We start from the raw sequence: 14,888 nt of genomic DNA on the forward strand, positions 1-14,888 counted from the left end.
TGCGGTGTCGAAAACGCTGCCTCCAGCCAACGCAGGAGGCAGGACGGGAATAGGTCACAGCCGTGAGCCTGATCCCCGGGCACTTATCTCAGAAGCAGCCGGCTATCTCAGAAGCAGCCGGCCGCATCCGGGAGCTCTTTCCGGGACTCCGTGTCCGCGAAGCGCTGGAATCGGATGACTCGCCTGCCGATGTGCTCATGCGAGACGCAGCACAGGCCAGCTTATTGGTTGTTGCTGGCACTGGGGGAGGACCCGGCAGCCCGATGGACAGCAAGTGCCTACGCCATTGTGGTTGCCATCATCCGGTCCGGCTCCATGGTCAAGGCGCTACGCAGCGGCCGTTGAGGGATTGATCTCCTGGCGGTAACTGCCATTGCCGCGACCGTGGCTGTAGGGGAGTACGTGGCAGCCCTGATCATCGTACTCATGCTCGCTGGAGGCGAAGCCCTGGAAGAGATCGCCCAAGGCCGGGCCACCCGGGAACTCAAGTCCCTGCTCGAGCGCGTGCCGCACACAGCCCACTGCGAACTGCGGGGCCTGCCGCCGGAAGACATCCCCGCCGAAGCAGTTCGCCCCGGCAATATCCTCCTGATCCAACCGTCGGCCCGCTATACGGCGTCGAAATTCGACGTCACCGGGCTGACCAAGAGCGCAGCACTGGACCTCGCCCGCTACGGCATCCGCGTCAACTCGGTGCACCCTGGCGCCGTCCTGACCCCCCATGACCGAGGGTCTCGAACTCACTACCTCGCACGTTGCCCTTAATCGGGTAGGCCGACCGGAGGAAATCGCAGAGTTGGTGCTCCATCTGTCGGGCGCGGAATCCAGCTTCGTCACCGGCGCCCAATTCGTCATTGACGGTGGAGAAACTGCCGGGCTTGCGCACAATCCAGTCACCGGAGCATAGGATCGCTCTGGGCTTGGACGACGGTACGGTGTCCACGCTGCGCGCGGCAGATCCGCCGGTTGTGGCAATGATGAGGTCAAACAGACCCTTCCGGTGAAGGCTGCGCTGTCGACGGCGGTCAGGTCGCCGCAGTGCCCTTACCAGGACCTTGGCTGCCAGGACCGTTCGCCTCCCAGTTTCAACGTTCGCCATCACGGCTTCCTGCCCCTTTCTATTAGGCAGGAGGGCCGTCCCGAGTGTTCAGGAGGTCATGGCATGGAAAGTGATGAACGTCCGGCAACAGTTTTATCCGATGAACAAGCATGGAACGTGCTGGGACGATGTCAGCACGGTCGCCTTGCCGTTTGTGCTGTGGGCAAGCCCGACATCTACCCCATCAATTTCCTCGCGCACGACGGGGTGTTGCTTATGCGTACAAATCCGGGAACGAAGCTGGCCGAACTGACGGTGAATGAAAGAGTGGCCTTCGAGGTGGACGAAGTGGTCGACGACGCGGCTTGGAGCGTAGTGGTGGAGGGCACCGCCAGAGTCANAGTGGCTTCAGCGGGTCATGCTGCAGCTCATGCAACCAGGTTTCACCGTCCGGATGAGATATTGACAGCTCGACCCATCCCTTCCCGCGCTGCGGCTGGCGTCCGATGAGCAGACGCTACAGGAATCAGGGCAGTTCTGAAAGGCCCCGGTATGTAGTGGGGGCCGCGGCTGTCAACTAATGCCCGATCCCGTGGCAGGGGTGCTGCGCGCCCCTGCCGGTTGCCGAAAACCCGGTCAGGACCCTGTGCGCGGGACTTTCTACTCTAGGCAGTATTGCCGGGCAGGAGTCCGATGGAACCATGACGGCAGGAACCGCACCATCGACCCGCTGGCCCACGATTTCCAAGGACATCTCCGGTTTCCCGGTCCGGCCGAACCTGGTGGACTACGAGGCGGCGTGTGCCGCGTTCTCCTGGGATGAAGCCCGGCGCGCCCTGTCAGGGCTGCCTGGTGGCCGGGGCGTCAACATCGCCTACGAGGCGGTGGACCGGCATGCCGCCGGTGAGCACGCCGGCCGCGAGGCGCTGCGTTTCGTCCGGGCCGACGGCAGCACCCATTCCTTCAGCTTCGCGGAGCTGGCCGGGCAGACCAACCGCTTCGCCGGCGTGCTGCGCAGCCTGGGAATCGGGCGCGGGGAGCGCGTCTTCTCGCTTACCGGCCGCGGGCCGGCCCTGTATATTGCGGTGCTCGGCACGTTCAAGAACGCCAGCGTCTTTTGCCCGCTGTTCTCCGCGTTCGGCCCCGAACCGGTCCGTCAGCGGCTGCACCTGGGATCGGGCCGGGCGCTGGTCACGACGCGGGTGCTGTACCGCAAGAAGATCGCGCAGCTCCGCGATTCGCTCCCGGAGCTTCAGCATGTGCTGCTGATAGACGCCGAGGGCGATCCGGAACCGGGCACCCTGGACCTCGCCGCACTGATGCGGGAAGCCCCGGCGGACGGGGAGATTGCCGCGACGCAGGCCGAGGACATGGCCCTGCTGCACTTCACGAGTGGCACGACGGGGACACCGAAGGGAGTCATCCACGTGCACGACGCCGTCACCGCCCACCATGCGACCGGCAGCTTCGCCCTGGACCTGCATCCCGGGGACGTCTACTGGTGCACGGCCGATCCCGGCTGGGTCACCGGCACCTCGTACGGCGTGATCGCGCCCCTCACTCACGGGGTGACGACGATCGTGGACGAGGAGGAAATGGACGCCGACCGGTGGTACAGGATCCTCGCCGAACAGGGCGTCACCGTCTGGTACACCGCCCCCACCGCCCTGCGGATGCTGATGAAGGCCGGGGCGGAACGCGCCCAAAGCCACGATTTATCCGCCCTGCGCTTCGTCGCCAGCGTGGGGGAACCGCTCAACCCGGAAGTGGTGGTCTGGGGCCAGGAGGCCTTCGGCCAGCCCGTACACGACAACTGGTGGCAGACCGAAACGGGTGGGATCATGATCTCCAACTACGCAGCCACGGAGATCCGGCCCGGTTCCATGGGCCGGCCGCTGCCCGGCGTCGGGGCTGCCTTAGTGGCGCGCGATGACCAGGACAAGCCGATTGTCCGCGACGGTGAGGCGGTGCTCGTGACGGTGCCTGATACGGTGGGCGAACTGGCGCTCCGGCCCGGCTGGCCTTCGATGTTCCGCGGGTATCTGCACGAGGAAGAGCGCTACCGCCGCTGTTTCGTGGGCGGCTGGTACCTCACCGGGGACCTCGCGAAACGCGACGCCGACGGGTACTACTGGTTTGTCGGCCGGGGCGATGACATGATCAAGTCCTCGGGGCACCTGATCGGCCCGTTCGAGGTGGAAAGTTCCCTGATAGAGCACGAGGCCGTGGCCGAGGCCGGGGTGATCGGCGTCCCGGACCCGGTGGCCGGCGAGGTGGTCAAGGCCTTCGTGGAGCTCCGTCCGGGTTGGGAACCCTCCGAGGCCCTGCAGCTGGACATCATCGGTTTCGCCCGCAAGCGGCTGGGCCCGGCGGTGGCGCCGCGGCTGCTGGACTTCACTACCGCGCTGCCCAAGACCCGCAGCGGCAAGATCCTCCGGCGCCTGCTCAAGGCCCGCGAGCTTGGCCTGCCGGAGGGCGATACCTCAACCATCGAGTCCTCCCCCGAGGCTTCCCCTCCGAAGGCCCCGCCGGAGGATCAGAAGTGACCGGCCCCATGTCCCCGACACGCAGCCCCCTGGATCCGGAGCACGGCCGGCACCTGCTGCTGCAGATGCTCCGTGTGCGCCAGCTCGAAGAAAAGTGCGTCGAGCTCTACAGCGCCGCGAAGATCCGCGGTTTCCTGCACGTCTACATCGGTGAGGAAGCCGTCGCGGCGGGCGTCCTGGAGACACTGTCCCCGGACGACGCTCTCGTCGCCACCTACCGGGAGCACGGCCACGCCCTGCTCCGCGGCGTCGCCGCGGGTGCGATCCTGGCCGAAATGTACGGCTACGTGGAGGGCTGCTGCCGCGGACGTGGCGGATCGATGCACCTCTTCGACGCCGCCACGCACTTCTACGGCGGAAACGCGATCGTCGCCGGCGGGCTGCCACTCGCTGTCGGGCTGGCACTGGCGGATAATATGGCCGGACGCTCCAACGTCACCGTGTGCTTCTTCGGCGAAGGCGCCGTCGCGGAAGGCGAGTTCCACGAAAGCCTTAACCTCGCCGCACTCTGGCAACTGCCCGTGCTGTTCTGCTGCGAAAACAACCTCTACGCCATGGGAACCGCACTGGGCCGCTCGGAATCACAGACGGACATCGCGCTCAAGGCCGCCGGCTACGAGATCTCGGCCTGGGCCGTGGACGGAATGGATGTCCTCGCCGTTGAGGAGGCCGCACGCCGCGCCGTGGACGCCGTCCGGTCCGGCGGCGGCCCGCATTTCCTGGAACTACGCACCTACCGTTTCCGCGCCCACTCGATGTTCGATCCCGAACGGTACCGCGAGAAGGCCGAGGTCCTGAGATGGCAGGAGCGGGACCCGATCACCCTGCTCCGCAGCAGCATGGAGGCGGCGGGCCAGCTTGCCGGGGAAGAGTGGGCGCAGCTGCAGGCGGACGCCGAGGCGGAGGTCGCCGCCGCCGTCGACTTCGCCGAAGCGGGGACGCTGGAGCCGGTGGAGGAACTCACGCGCTTCGTCTACAGCGAGCGGAGCGCACCATGAAGTCCAGCTACCGGGAGGCGCTGCGGGCCGGGATCCGCGACGCGATGCAGCGCGACCCGCGCGTGTTCCTGATGGGCGAGGACGTTGGGGCCTACGGCGGATCGTTCGCGGTGAGCCTGGGGCTGCTGGAGGAATTCGGCCCTGGGCGTATCCGGGACACCCCGCTGTCCGAGTCCGGGTTCGTCGGCGCCGGGATCGGCGCGGCGCTCGGCGGGATGCGGCCCATCGTGGAGATTATGACCGTCAACTTCAGCCTCCTCGCCTTGGACCAGATCGTGAACAACGCCGCATCCCTGCTGCACATGTCCGGCGGGCAGTTCCACGTGCCGCTGGTCATCCGGATGAGCACCGGTGCCGGCCGCCAGCTGGGCGCCCAGCATTCGCACAGCCTTGAAGGCTGGTACGCGCATGTCCCCGGCCTGCGCATCCTCGTCCCGGCCACCCTTGAGGATGCCCGCGGGATGCTCTGGACGGCGCTCGAGGACCCGGATCCGGTGCTGATCTTCGAGCACGGCTCGCTTTACAACGTCGCCGGTGAACTCGACGACAACGCCGGCCCGGTGGACATCGACTCCGCCGCGATCCGGCGTCATGGCAGTGACATTTCGCTGATCACCTACGGCGGGACTCTTCCCGCCGTGCTCGACGCCGCCGAGCAGCTCGCGGGCGAAGGCATCGACGCCGAGGTGCTGGACCTGCGCACGCTCCGGCCGCTCGACGAGGCCACCATCCTCGAATCCGTCGCCCGGACGCACCGGGCAGTGGTGGTGGACGAGGGGTGGCGCAGCGGGAGTATTTCGGCGGAAATCAGCGCCCGGATCACCGAGAACGCCTTCTTTGACCTGGACGCGCCCGTGGGCCGGGTCTGCAGCGCCGAGGTGCCGATCCCCTATTCCAAGCACATGGAACTGGCCGCCCTGCCCTCCGTAGAGCGGATCGTCGCCGCGGCCCAGGAGGCGGCGGGGGCCCGTGGGTGAGTTCCTGATGCCCTCCCTCGGGGCCGACATGGAGCACGGCAAGCTCGTCGAGTGGCTGGTCAAGCCCGGCGACTACGTGCGCCGCGGGGATCTGGTGGCCGTCGTCGACACCGACAAGACCATCATGGACGTGGAGTCCTTCCAGGAGGGCGTGGTTGCGGATCTCCTGGTCGACATCGGCGAAACGGTGCCGGTGGGCACCCCGCTGGCCCGGATCACGCAGACCCCGGCCGAGACCGGCCCGCCGGCCCATGAGGGGCCCCCGGCCCGGGCGACGGCTAAGGCTGCTGTTTCGAAAACGGCTGTGCCGAAGGCTGCCGCCCCCGAAGCCCCCGAGACAGCAGCCCCGAAAGAAGCCGCCCCGATCGCGCCCCCGGTCCGGCACCTGGCGCACCGGCTGGGAGTGGACACCGCCAAGATCCACGGCACCGGCAAGGGCGGGGTTATCACCCGGGCGGACGTGGAGCATGCCGTCGCCGCCCGCCCCGGCAGCCGGGTACGGTCCTCGCCCCGGGCGCGGCGGCTCGCCGCCGAACTCGGCGTCGAGCTCGCCACCATTTCCGGCACCGGCCCGCAGAGCGCCGTGACCGAGGCGGACGTGCACCGCGCCGCGGGCAGTCATGCGGAGGCGCTGGTCCCCGAGGTTTCCTCTCCCGCCCTGCACGCGCCCCCGAAGGGAGCGCCGGAAGAGCCTGTCACGGGGAAGACTTCGGAGGCGCGCGAGCGTTTGGCTAGCCTGCGCCGCGCCATCGGCGCCTTGATGTCGCGCTCGAAGAAGACCATTCCGCACTACTACCTGAGCACCACCCTGGACCTGCGTGCCGCCGTCGACTGGATGCAGTCCGTCAACGCCCAGCGTCCCGTCGCCGCCAGGCTCGTCCCCTCCGCACTTCTGCTCAAGGCTGCGGCGCTTGCGGCCAGAGACGTGCCGGAGGTCAACGGTTTCTACGGCGACAGCGGGTTCCGGCCGAGCGCCTCGGTGCACCTCGGCGTCGCGGTGGCCCTCCGCCAGGGCGGGCTGGTGGCGCCTGCGATCCACGACGCCGACACACTGCCCGTGGAGGTGCTGATGGAGCAGCTGCGCGACCTTGTTAGCCGCGCGCGTGCCGGCCGGCTGCAGCGTGCCGAAATGGCGGATCCGACCATCACCGTGACCAACCTCGGGGACCTGGGCGTCGAGAGCGTCTATGGCGTGATCTATCCCCCGCAGGTCGCCATGGTCGGCTTCGGCCGCGTGATGGAACAGCCCTGGGCGCAGAACGGAATGCTCGGGGTGCGGCACGCCGTCATTGCCACCCTCTCGGCTGACCACCGGGTCAGCGACGGCCTGCGCGGGGGCCGCTACCTCGCCCGCATCGAAGAGCTGCTGCAAAAACCGGAGGAGCTATGAACGAACAGGACGCCCGCGAGGCGGTCCATGCCGCCATCGGCAAGGTCGCACCGGATGTGGACATGGCGGACGTGGACGAGGATTCCCGGCTGCGGCAGGACCTCGAACTCGATTCACTGGACTTCCTGCGGCTCGTGGAAACCATCGACACAGTCACCGGCGTCGACATTCCCGAACGCGACTACCCCGCGGTGGCTACCGTCAAAGGACTCATCGATTACCTCGCCGCCCGCGGCTGAGCAGGCCAGCACCGGGATCAGCAGCGCCCGGTGCCTGAACTGCTGGGCGCTCCGGACGACGACGACGGCGGGCGTTCGCCGCCGTCGTTCCGGAAGTGACTTTCGGCCCTACGTGCGGACCCGTCGTGGGCGGAAGCTTGGGGTAGAAATGGGCAGCGGACGGGAGCACCATGAAACACCAGCAGCCGACCCTCCGGTTCCTCGGAGCCACCGATACCGTCACCGGTTCCAGGTACCTGATCGAATCCGGCGGCAAGCGCGTGCTGGTCGACTGCGGACTCTTCCAGGGCTACAAACGCAGCCGCGAACGCAACCGTGCCCCCTTCCCCGTCCCGCCGCATTCCATCGACGCCGTGGTCCTGACTCACGCGCACCTGGACCACACGGGATACGTTCCCGCACTGGTCCGGGACGGCTTCGGAGGTCCTGTGTACGCCACCGAGGGCACCATCGAACTCTGCACGCTCCTCCTCCCCGACAGTGGGTATCTGCAGGAAGAAGAGGCTAGGTTCGCAGTACACCGCGAATCGTCCAAGCACAGCCCGCCGCTTCCGCTCTACACGGCGGCTGACGCCGTGAAGTCCCTTAACAGTTTCACCATCCATGGTTTCGACGACCCGCTGGAGCTTGGCGGCGGCATGGAACTGACGTTCCTGCCCGCAGGTCACATCCTGGGGGCCGCGCAGGTCCACGTCCGGATCGGCTCCCACTCCGTGCATTTCACCGGGGATCTGGGCCGAGCGGACGATCCTTTCATGTATCCGCCGCGCCCGCTTGGCGAGACCGGCGTGCTGGTGACGGAATCCACCTACGGGAACCGGAAACACTCAAGCGTGGATCCGGAGAAGCAACTGGGGGAGATCATCACCCGGGTCGCGAAACGCGGCGGAGTCATCATGTTCGCGGCCTTCGCCGTCGGCCGGGCTGAGACGCTCATGCTGTACTTGTCCCGGCTCCGCAGGAAGAACGCGATCCCGGACATCCCGGTATACCTGAACAGCCCCATGGCCATCGACGCCTCCGGAATGTACCAGCGGCACCGCGAGGAACACCACCTCAAGCAGGACGAATACGAGAACATGTACAAGCTGGCCAAACTCACCCGCACCGCCGATGAGTCCAAATTGCTGAACCTGCGTGGCGGCCCGATGATCATCATCTCGGCCAGCGGCATGCTGACCGGCGGCAGGATCCTGCATCACATCGCAGCCTACGGACCGGACCCGAAGAACGCCATCATCCTCAGCGGCTACCAGGCAGGCGGCACCCGCGGCGCGATCCTCGCCGCCGGGGAGCGTGAGCTCCGCGTCTACGGCGAGGACGTCAAGATCCGTGCCGAAGTCATCCAGATGGAAAGCCTGTCCGCCCACGCCGACGCCGACGGCCTCATTGCGTGGATGAAGGGGGCAGAGAAGGAGCCCCGCATGACCTACATCACACACGGCGAACCCGAAGCATCAGATGCCCTGCGCATCCGGATCAAACGGGAACTGGGCTGGCGGGCCCGGGTGCCTGAGCATCTGGAACAGGTCTCCATCGAGGATCCGCGGTGAATCCCGACGGGCGAGTCGGGCAAGAGTGAAGACGACTACGGACATCCGTTTCGGCTATATACGCTCAGTCGGCGTCCGGGACAGCCGCGATGACTGGGCAAACGCACCCCGCCTATACCGAAAATGACATGGCAGGAGACAATGATGTCGCTCTCGGAACGTGAGCAACGAACGCTGGACCAGATCGCCGAGCAACTCAAGCTACAAGATCCGAAACTCGCCTCAAAGATGGGCTCCGGCGCCATCCAAACGGTGCCGGGACGACTCGTCGCAACGGTGGCACTTGTCATCGTCGTCGGATGCCTGGTCCTTCTGGCGGGCATCGCCACTCGGGCACTTTTTCTGGGCGTCGCTGGTTTCGCCATCATGGGCGTCGGCGCATACCTGGCAAGCCTCCGGATCCGCGTACCCGCGCCCCGCCCCGCCCGTGGGAGGCACCCGGCCCCTGGAGAAACCGGGCACGGATAGCCGTTATCGATAATGTGGGGGCACGCAGTCCGCCCACCGTTTTGGTCTCTCCCTTGGAAGTCGGAACCGACGTACCCGGCGCTGGGCTATGCGTAGTGGTCGTTGGCTTGACGGTTCCGAACATTCCCAAACTGCATAAGAGTGGGCCACTGCCGATCTGGTCGTCGCCGGAGCCCGGAAAGGGAACTTGGCGACCCCCGGTGCCGCCCCGCGGTCTGGGTGCAAGCACTGCCGTTCACTGCGGCAACTCGGGCGCTGATTCCTCGTTCCGGGCCGGCAACAGGTGATGGCTGAACCACTCAGCTGCCAGCGTGGCCGCCTGGGTAAGTGTTCCAGGTTCTTCGAAAAGGTGTGTGGCCTCGGGGATGATCTCCAGCCGGGTCGGCGCCCGCATCAGGGCCATGGCCCGGCGGTTGAGTGCAAGGACCTGGGGGTCGGCACTGCCGACGATCAGAAGAGTCGGCGCCCGCACGGCGGCCAGCCGCGGGCCGGCCAGATCCGGACGCCCGCCCCTTGAAACAATGGCGCCTATCCGTGCGCCGGGTTCGGCCGCGGCCCACAGCGCGGCACCGGCACCGGTGCTGGCCCCAAAATAGCCGACAAGGCCGGATGAGGTGTCATTCCTGGTTCCCAGCCACCGGGTTGCCGCCATGAGCCGCCGGGCGAGCAGGGGGATGTCGAACACGTTCTCCCGGTTGACTTCCTCAGCGGGGGTCAGCAGATTCAGCAGCAAGGTGCCCAGCGCGGTGCGCTGAAGGACCGAGGCGACGAACCTGTTGCGGGGGCTGTGACGGCCGCTGCCGCTGCCGTGGGCGAACACCTCGATCCCGTCGCACCGTGCGGGCAGCTGCAGGTTGCCCCGGAGACCTATGGCACCGGACGGGATTTCCACCTCTTCTTCGACGCCGGGCCCTTTCGCTGCCAGGACACGGTGCAGCCGCCGGGCTGCGGCGTCGAGCAGTTGCACGACCTCCTCATCCGCTATGGGGGAGAAGTCGCTGTAGTGGTAGCCGACGGCCTGGAAATTCCGGGCGGAACCCAGGCAGCACACGTCGTCCGGCTCCGTCAGCAAGGCCAGCATCTGGGTCGGGGCTAGAGGCACGGCCAGAATCACTCTCGCCGCGCCCAGTTGCCGTGCAACCCGGCAGGCGACACGGGCAGTGGACCCGGTCGCGATACCGTCATCGACGATTATTACTGTGCGGCCCTTCAGATCCGCGTGCACCCGCCCGGCGTCGGTTAGGCCCGGGGGCGGGTGTCCTTGGTGTTCCGGTCGGCGGCGTCGTGCCGGTGGTGTTCTGGCTGGACGGCTTCGAAGAACCGTTCGGTGCCGTGGGCGGCGAAGGCGCTATGGGCCCGGTTCCGGATGAACACCATGCCGCTTCGGTAAGCCGGAATTGGCCGTGGGAATCCTGGGGGAGCGGTTGGTCCGAGGCACGGCCAAGGGCAGCGCTGATCGTGCGGGGCACGATGGCCGTGCCGCTGTGGTCCATGAGCCACTGCCGGGTTGCCGGGTCCAGCCGAGCCCAGAGGGATTTGATGTCCGGCGCGGGGCCGGTGCCGGTACCGGAACCCGTGCCGCGTTTCGAGGAGGTCATGTTACCCGCGGGTGATGGGGAGTTTCTTCGGGGCCTCGGGCTGGGCGGCCTCTTCCGGCAGGGGGGTGCGGACTTCCAGGACCCCGTTGGTGTAGGTGGCTTTGATGTCTTCTTCCTTCACGCCGTCGGGAAGGGGGATGCTGCGGCTGAAGGAACCGTAACGGAATTCGGACCGGAAGCGGCCCTTGTCTTTGTGTTCTTCCTTTTCCTGGCGTTCGGCACGGATACGCAGGTATCCGTCATCGAGCGTGATCTCCACGTCTTTGTCGGGATCGACCCCGGGCATCTCGGCCCGCACGACCAGCGTCTGGCCGTCGACGAGTTCCTCGACGCGGATCGGGGCAGCTCCGGTCGTGGATTCAAACATGCGGTCCAGGGAGTCCATCAGCTCGGACGGGGACCTCAACAGGATGTTGAACGGTGAGGTCCACCGCGTCGTTGCGAAGGGGGACCATCTGAGCAGATCAGACATGGCAGTTTCTCCAAACTCTGGGCAGGGAAAGCCCCGAAGGAAGGGACGGGGTCCTTCCAGTAGATACCCGCCAGGAATCAGGAAACATGGACTAAAGTCCTTCCGGCGCCAACCCCCGGCCGCCGCCATGGACTCTCCGGGAGCCGCACGGCCTGGGGGACTTTAGTCCCTGCCACCGGCCGGTCACGGGGTGCATTCTGGAAGGGAAAGCTTCCGGATACGAGGGCGACATGCCTGCCGGGACCCCACCATCGTGGCGCGGATCCCGCGCTGCCCACGAAACCCGTTTGACGGCCGATCGAGGCCCGCGCGCGACCTCTAAACAGGACAGAGACGTCCGGAAGGACAACGACCATGGCAGGTGTATTCGAACTGTTCACCGATCTCCACTCCCACATCCGGTTCCGGCTCCTAGCATCCGACGGGACCGAACTGGCCGTCTCGCAGGCGTATCCGGATAAACGCGCTGCGGCAGCGGCCATCACGGATGTGCGTGAGTGCGCCGGAACCGGTCTGATCCAAGACCACTGCACTGCCACCACACAAAACACCGCGGGCCTGCGGAGGCCGCACCGCCAGAACAAATTTCGGAATTTGCCCCCGCACGTTGTCACCACGGCCGCAGCCAAGCCACGCACGCCCAAGTGTTGATGCCAGGCTTCAGGACCTCATCCTGGACAACAACAATGACGTCGGGGAGTTCCTCGCCGGACTGGTCACCCTCGCTGCAACAAGGCTCTCCCATGCCGGCACGGGAGTGTCCTGCGGAATCACCGTTACACGGCGGAAAAGACCCACAAAACTGGCCAGCAGCGAACCCGGAGCCCGGACCATGGACGAACTGCAAGACTCGCTCGGTGAGGGTCCGTGTCTGACGGACTTGACCGAACAGCGCACTGTTCTGGCCGCCGACCTGGACGATGAGCACGACAATGACCGAGCCGGCGTCAGCAGGGATCAGGCCGGCCACCATCGAGATAATCGTGGTCTTGCCGGCACCGTTTGGCCCAAGAAGACCGTAGGTTTCTCCCGCCCGGATGTGAAAGGTTACTCCGTCGACGACCGTTCGTTCGCCGTAGCGCTTGACCAGGCCTTTGACCGCCAGGACATCGTCTGTCCGGGTCTTGACGCTCGTAGTAGCTACAGGCTGCATGTCAGGCGCTTGCTGGGCAGAGATCATTGATGAGACCGGTTCCGGCGCATTCACGAACATCATTGATGGCGGCTGCGGCGTCGCGCTTATCCGGGTACGGCCCGGAAACGGCGAGGACCGTCCCGTCCGGTGCCACAAGGGTGAACCGGACGTGTGATTCGGCATCCGTGAACAATTCGAATGATCCTGCCATGCGCTTGCTCCTTCCAAACTTCATCGTTCGCGTGTGGGCGGCGGTAGTTCGTGCCAATGCTTCCAGAATGGAAGCGGGTGCATTAGGGACGAAGGTCCTGAAAAGCCGAAAAGGAGCAACTGCCTGGTCCGAAGCGCCCTAGCTGCGGCGGCCTGGCGGCATTAGCGTCAGAGGCATGACCCTGGCTGCCCTGAGAAGTTTTCTTGTGCACTTTCCGCTGGTGGCCGCTACCGTGGCTGCCGGGACGATCGTTGCGGTGCTCCTGGCCACCGGGCAGGCGTCGGCAGCCCAGTGGACGGCAAGCGCCTACGCACTTATGGTGGCCGTGGCCAGGTCGGTCTCCATGGCCAAATCATTGCTGAGGGGCCGGTAGGGAATCGACCTGCTGGCCGTGACTGCCATCGCCTCGACGGTGGCAGTGGGGGAGTACGTAGCGTCCCTGATCATCGTGCTGATGCTGGCCGGAGGCGAAGCGCTCGAGGAGATTGCACAGGGGCGGGCGACCCGGGAACTCAGGTCCCTGCTCGAGCGCGTCCCGCAGACAGCCCACCGGGAACTGCCGGGCCTGCCGCCGGAAGACATCCCGGCCGGGGACGTGCTGCCCGGCGACATTCTTCTGGTCAAACCCTCGGAGGTGCTTCCCGTGGACGGGTTGCTTCTCACGGCAACTGGCAGCTTCGATGAATCCACCTTGACGGGTGAGAGCCTGCCGGCGGAACATGTCAAAGGCGATACGCTGCTCAGCGGATCGGTCAACGGCGAAAGCGCCGCGCATATGAAGGCGACGTCCACGGCGAAAGACTCGCAGTACAGCCAGATTGTGGCTTTGGTCCAGGCGGCGGCGTCGAGCCGGCCTCCGGTAGTCCGGCTCGCTGACAGGTACGCCGTTCCGTTCACGCTCCTGGCCTTTGCCGTGGCCGGGATGGGCTGGTATTTCAGCCAGGACCCGGCTCGGTTCGCGCAGGTCCTCGTTGTCGCTACCCCTTGCCCCCTGCTCATCGCCGCTCCGGTGGCGTTTCTTGCGGGCACCAGCCGGGCGGCGCACTCGGGAATCATCATCAAGAACGGCGGAACCCTCGAACAGCTTGCCCGGGTGCGGACGGCCGTCTTCGACAAGACAGGCACGCTCACCCACGGCCGGCCCACCTTGCACGGCATGTGGGTTTCACCGGCAGCGTCCGGGCTGGTGAGCGAGGACCGGCTGCTGCAACTGGCCGCTTCGGCAGAGCAGTACTCCTCTCATGTCCTTGCCTCCTCTGTGATGGATGCTGCACGGCACCGCGGGCTTGACCTGCTGGAGGGCAGCAACGCGTTTGAACACGCCACCCAGGGGGTCACGGCGACCTGCGGCGATCAAACGGTGGTGGTGGGTAAACCTGACTTTGTCCGTTCCGTCACCTCGGCGTTCGAGGAGGCCGAGGTGGCCGGTGGACAACTGGCGGTCTACGTGGGCGTTGACGGCCGGTTCGGGGGAGCGCTGATCATGAGCGACCCGCTCCGGGACAATGCGGTGGGCACACTGACCGCGTTGCACCGGCTGGGCATCCGGGAAACGCTGCTCCTTACCGGCGACTCTCGGGCAACGGCCGAAAAAATTGCTGCACAGGCCGGGATCTCCCGCTTCCAGGCAGGGTGCCTTCCGGGTGACAAAGTCTCCATCGTCGCAGGGCTGCGGGAACGCCCGGTCATGATGGTGGGCGACGGTGTGAACGACGCTCCGGTCCTGGCTGCCGCCGACGTTGGTGTCGCCATGGGCGCCAAGGGGTCAACCGCGGCGAGCGAGTCTGCCGACGTCGTCATCATGCTCGACGACTTATCCAAAGCGGCGCTGGCAGTCGACATCGGGCAGCGCACGGTCCGGATAGCGCTGGCGAGCATTTGGATAGGCATCCTGCTGAGCATCGGCCTGATGGTAGCAGCGGTATTCGGCTACATTCCAGCTGTGGCCGGCGCCCTCCTCCAGGAGTTGGTCGATCTGGCCACGATCCTGAACGCGCTTCGTGCTCTGCGCGATGGCCGCCGTCCAACCGCGACGGCGGTGGGCGGCCCGCCGGTGAGTGTTGCGGCAGTGAGGAAACGGCCGGCGTCGTGCCTAAACCTTGATCCACCGATGTTGCTCGGGGCGCCGACGGCGGTTTAAACCGAGAATGCCCGTCTTTGGCGAGTTCCAGTGATCGATGCAACACCCCCTGAAAACCGGGAGTTGCAACACCCTTGGAATCACCACTGAAAGACCGTTCTTCCTTAACGGAAAAATCGCCC

At 66.2% G+C, this 14,888-nt stretch carries 14 protein-coding genes and 3 pseudogenes; 11 read left to right on the plus strand and 6 right to left on the minus strand.

The window, feature by feature from the left end:
* Positions 1 to 426: 426 nt before the first annotated feature.
* From ACX80X_RS20400 to ACX80X_RS20440, 9 genes and pseudogenes are all read left to right on the plus strand, one after another.
* Positions 427 to 907, plus strand: a pseudogene (locus ACX80X_RS20400) (SDR family NAD(P)-dependent oxidoreductase).
* Positions 908 to 1,162: 255 nt separating this feature from the next.
* Positions 1,163 to 1,549 carry a pyridoxamine 5'-phosphate oxidase family protein gene (locus ACX80X_RS20405; protein ID WP_459313172.1) on the plus strand — a complete coding sequence of 129 codons (387 nt, stop codon included), beginning with the start codon at positions 1,163 to 1,165 and terminating at the stop codon, positions 1,547 to 1,549.
* A gap of 191 nt (positions 1,550 to 1,740) precedes the next feature.
* Positions 1,741 to 3,585, plus strand: coding sequence for an acetate--CoA ligase (gene acsA, locus ACX80X_RS20410; protein ID WP_252603682.1), 1,845 nt, complete (start codon positions 1,741 to 1,743; stop codon positions 3,583 to 3,585).
* Positions 3,586 to 3,593: 8 nt separating this feature from the next.
* Positions 3,594 to 4,583, plus strand: coding sequence for a pyruvate dehydrogenase (acetyl-transferring) E1 component subunit alpha (gene pdhA, locus ACX80X_RS20415; protein ID WP_252603686.1), 990 nt, complete (start codon positions 3,594 to 3,596; stop codon positions 4,581 to 4,583).
* On the plus strand, positions 4,580 to 5,560 hold the full coding sequence (locus tag ACX80X_RS20420) for an alpha-ketoacid dehydrogenase subunit beta (RefSeq protein ID WP_252603679.1): 981 nt from the start codon (positions 4,580 to 4,582) through the stop codon (positions 5,558 to 5,560). Before pdhA ends, ACX80X_RS20420 begins: the two co-directional genes overlap by 4 nt.
* The gene (locus ACX80X_RS20425; RefSeq protein ID WP_252603677.1) at positions 5,553 to 6,950 is read left to right on the plus strand and encodes a dihydrolipoamide acetyltransferase family protein; all 1,398 of its coding nucleotides are present in this window, start codon (positions 5,553 to 5,555) and stop codon (positions 6,948 to 6,950) included. The genes ACX80X_RS20420 and ACX80X_RS20425 overlap by 8 nt, the downstream gene beginning before the upstream one ends.
* Positions 6,947 to 7,189, plus strand: a complete 243-nt coding sequence (locus ACX80X_RS20430) for an acyl carrier protein (RefSeq protein ID WP_252603674.1) — start codon at positions 6,947 to 6,949, stop codon at positions 7,187 to 7,189. The genes ACX80X_RS20425 and ACX80X_RS20430 overlap by 4 nt, the downstream gene beginning before the upstream one ends.
* A 170-nt stretch (positions 7,190 to 7,359) precedes the next feature.
* Positions 7,360 to 8,742: an MBL fold metallo-hydrolase RNA specificity domain-containing protein gene (locus ACX80X_RS20435; protein ID WP_459310287.1), complete on the plus strand. Its 1,383-nt coding sequence runs from the start codon at positions 7,360 to 7,362 to the stop codon at positions 8,740 to 8,742.
* Between the two features lie 141 nt (positions 8,743 to 8,883).
* Entirely contained in the window at positions 8,884 to 9,210 is a 327-nt protein-coding gene (locus ACX80X_RS20440; protein ID WP_459313174.1) for a DUF3040 domain-containing protein, read from the plus strand.
* A 235-nt stretch (positions 9,211 to 9,445) separates the two neighbouring features.
* Here ACX80X_RS20440 and ACX80X_RS20445 read toward each other — a convergent pair whose 3' ends face one another.
* The 4 genes and pseudogenes from ACX80X_RS20445 to ACX80X_RS20460 all read right to left on the minus strand — a co-directional run bounded on the left by ACX80X_RS20445 (position 9,446) and on the right by ACX80X_RS20460 (position 11,280).
* Positions 9,446 to 10,312, minus strand: a complete 867-nt coding sequence (locus ACX80X_RS20445; protein WP_459313177.1) for a dienelactone hydrolase family protein — start codon at positions 10,310 to 10,312, stop codon at positions 9,446 to 9,448.
* Between the two features lie 39 nt (positions 10,313 to 10,351).
* Positions 10,352 to 10,435: pseudogene (locus tag ACX80X_RS20450) on the minus strand (hypothetical protein); the annotation flags it as partial.
* 14 nt (positions 10,436 to 10,449) lie between these two features.
* Complete coding sequence (locus ACX80X_RS20455) at positions 10,450 to 10,587, minus strand: hypothetical protein (RefSeq protein WP_252603668.1); 138 nt, start codon at positions 10,585 to 10,587, stop codon at positions 10,450 to 10,452.
* Between the two features lie 222 nt (positions 10,588 to 10,809).
* Positions 10,810 to 11,280, minus strand: coding sequence for an Hsp20/alpha crystallin family protein (locus tag ACX80X_RS20460; RefSeq protein WP_252603665.1), 471 nt, complete (start codon positions 11,278 to 11,280; stop codon positions 10,810 to 10,812).
* 354 nt (positions 11,281 to 11,634) lie between these two features.
* Between ACX80X_RS20460 and ACX80X_RS20465 the strand changes: the two genes are divergently transcribed.
* Complete coding sequence (locus tag ACX80X_RS20465; protein ID WP_252603663.1) at positions 11,635 to 11,931, plus strand: YegP family protein; 297 nt, start codon at positions 11,635 to 11,637, stop codon at positions 11,929 to 11,931.
* On the opposite strand, the gene ACX80X_RS20470 is transcribed toward ACX80X_RS20465, so the two are convergent.
* Both ACX80X_RS20470 and ACX80X_RS20475 read right to left on the minus strand, forming a co-directional pair.
* A complete protein-coding gene (locus tag ACX80X_RS20470) occupies positions 11,891 to 12,433 on the minus strand; it encodes an ATP-binding cassette domain-containing protein (protein ID WP_252603661.1) in 543 nt (180 codons plus the stop codon). The two genes, ACX80X_RS20465 and ACX80X_RS20470, sit on opposite strands and share 41 nt — an antisense overlap.
* Before the next feature lies 1 nt (position 12,434).
* Positions 12,435 to 12,626, minus strand: coding sequence for a YegP family protein (locus ACX80X_RS20475; protein WP_308216227.1), 192 nt, complete (start codon positions 12,624 to 12,626; stop codon positions 12,435 to 12,437).
* Positions 12,627 to 12,801: 175 nt separating this feature from the next.
* On the opposite strand from ACX80X_RS20475, the pseudogene ACX80X_RS20480 reads away from it, so the two are divergent.
* A pseudogene (locus tag ACX80X_RS20480) lies at positions 12,802 to 14,766 on the plus strand (heavy metal translocating P-type ATPase).
* The last annotated feature ends 122 nt before the right edge of the window (positions 14,767 to 14,888 follow it).

The sequence above is a fragment of the Pseudarthrobacter sp. MDT3-1 genome (genome assembly GCF_054510755.1).

Coding starts and splice junctions, on each gene's coding strand:
- ACX80X_RS20470 (WP_252603661.1), bottom strand. CDS start 12,433: ATGCAGCCTGTAGCTACTACGAGCGTCAAGACCCGGACAGACGATGTC.
- acsA (WP_252603682.1), top strand. CDS start 1,741: ATGACGGCAGGAACCGCACCATCGACCCGCTGGCCCACGATTTCCAAG.
- ACX80X_RS20420 (WP_252603679.1), top strand. CDS start 4,580: ATGAAGTCCAGCTACCGGGAGGCGCTGCGGGCCGGGATCCGCGACGCG.
- ACX80X_RS20430 (WP_252603674.1), top strand. CDS start 6,947: ATGAACGAACAGGACGCCCGCGAGGCGGTCCATGCCGCCATCGGCAAG.
- pdhA (WP_252603686.1), top strand. CDS start 3,594: ATGTCCCCGACACGCAGCCCCCTGGATCCGGAGCACGGCCGGCACCTG.
- ACX80X_RS20440 (WP_459313174.1), top strand. CDS start 8,884: ATGATGTCGCTCTCGGAACGTGAGCAACGAACGCTGGACCAGATCGCC.
- ACX80X_RS20460 (WP_252603665.1), bottom strand. CDS start 11,280: ATGTCTGATCTGCTCAGATGGTCCCCCTTCGCAACGACGCGGTGGACC.
- ACX80X_RS20455 (WP_252603668.1), bottom strand. CDS start 10,587: ATGGTGTTCATCCGGAACCGGGCCCATAGCGCCTTCGCCGCCCACGGC.
- ACX80X_RS20465 (WP_252603663.1), top strand. CDS start 11,635: ATGGCAGGTGTATTCGAACTGTTCACCGATCTCCACTCCCACATCCGG.
- ACX80X_RS20475 (WP_308216227.1), bottom strand. CDS start 12,626: ATGGCAGGATCATTCGAATTGTTCACGGATGCCGAATCACACGTCCGG.
- ACX80X_RS20435 (WP_459310287.1), top strand. CDS start 7,360: ATGAAACACCAGCAGCCGACCCTCCGGTTCCTCGGAGCCACCGATACC.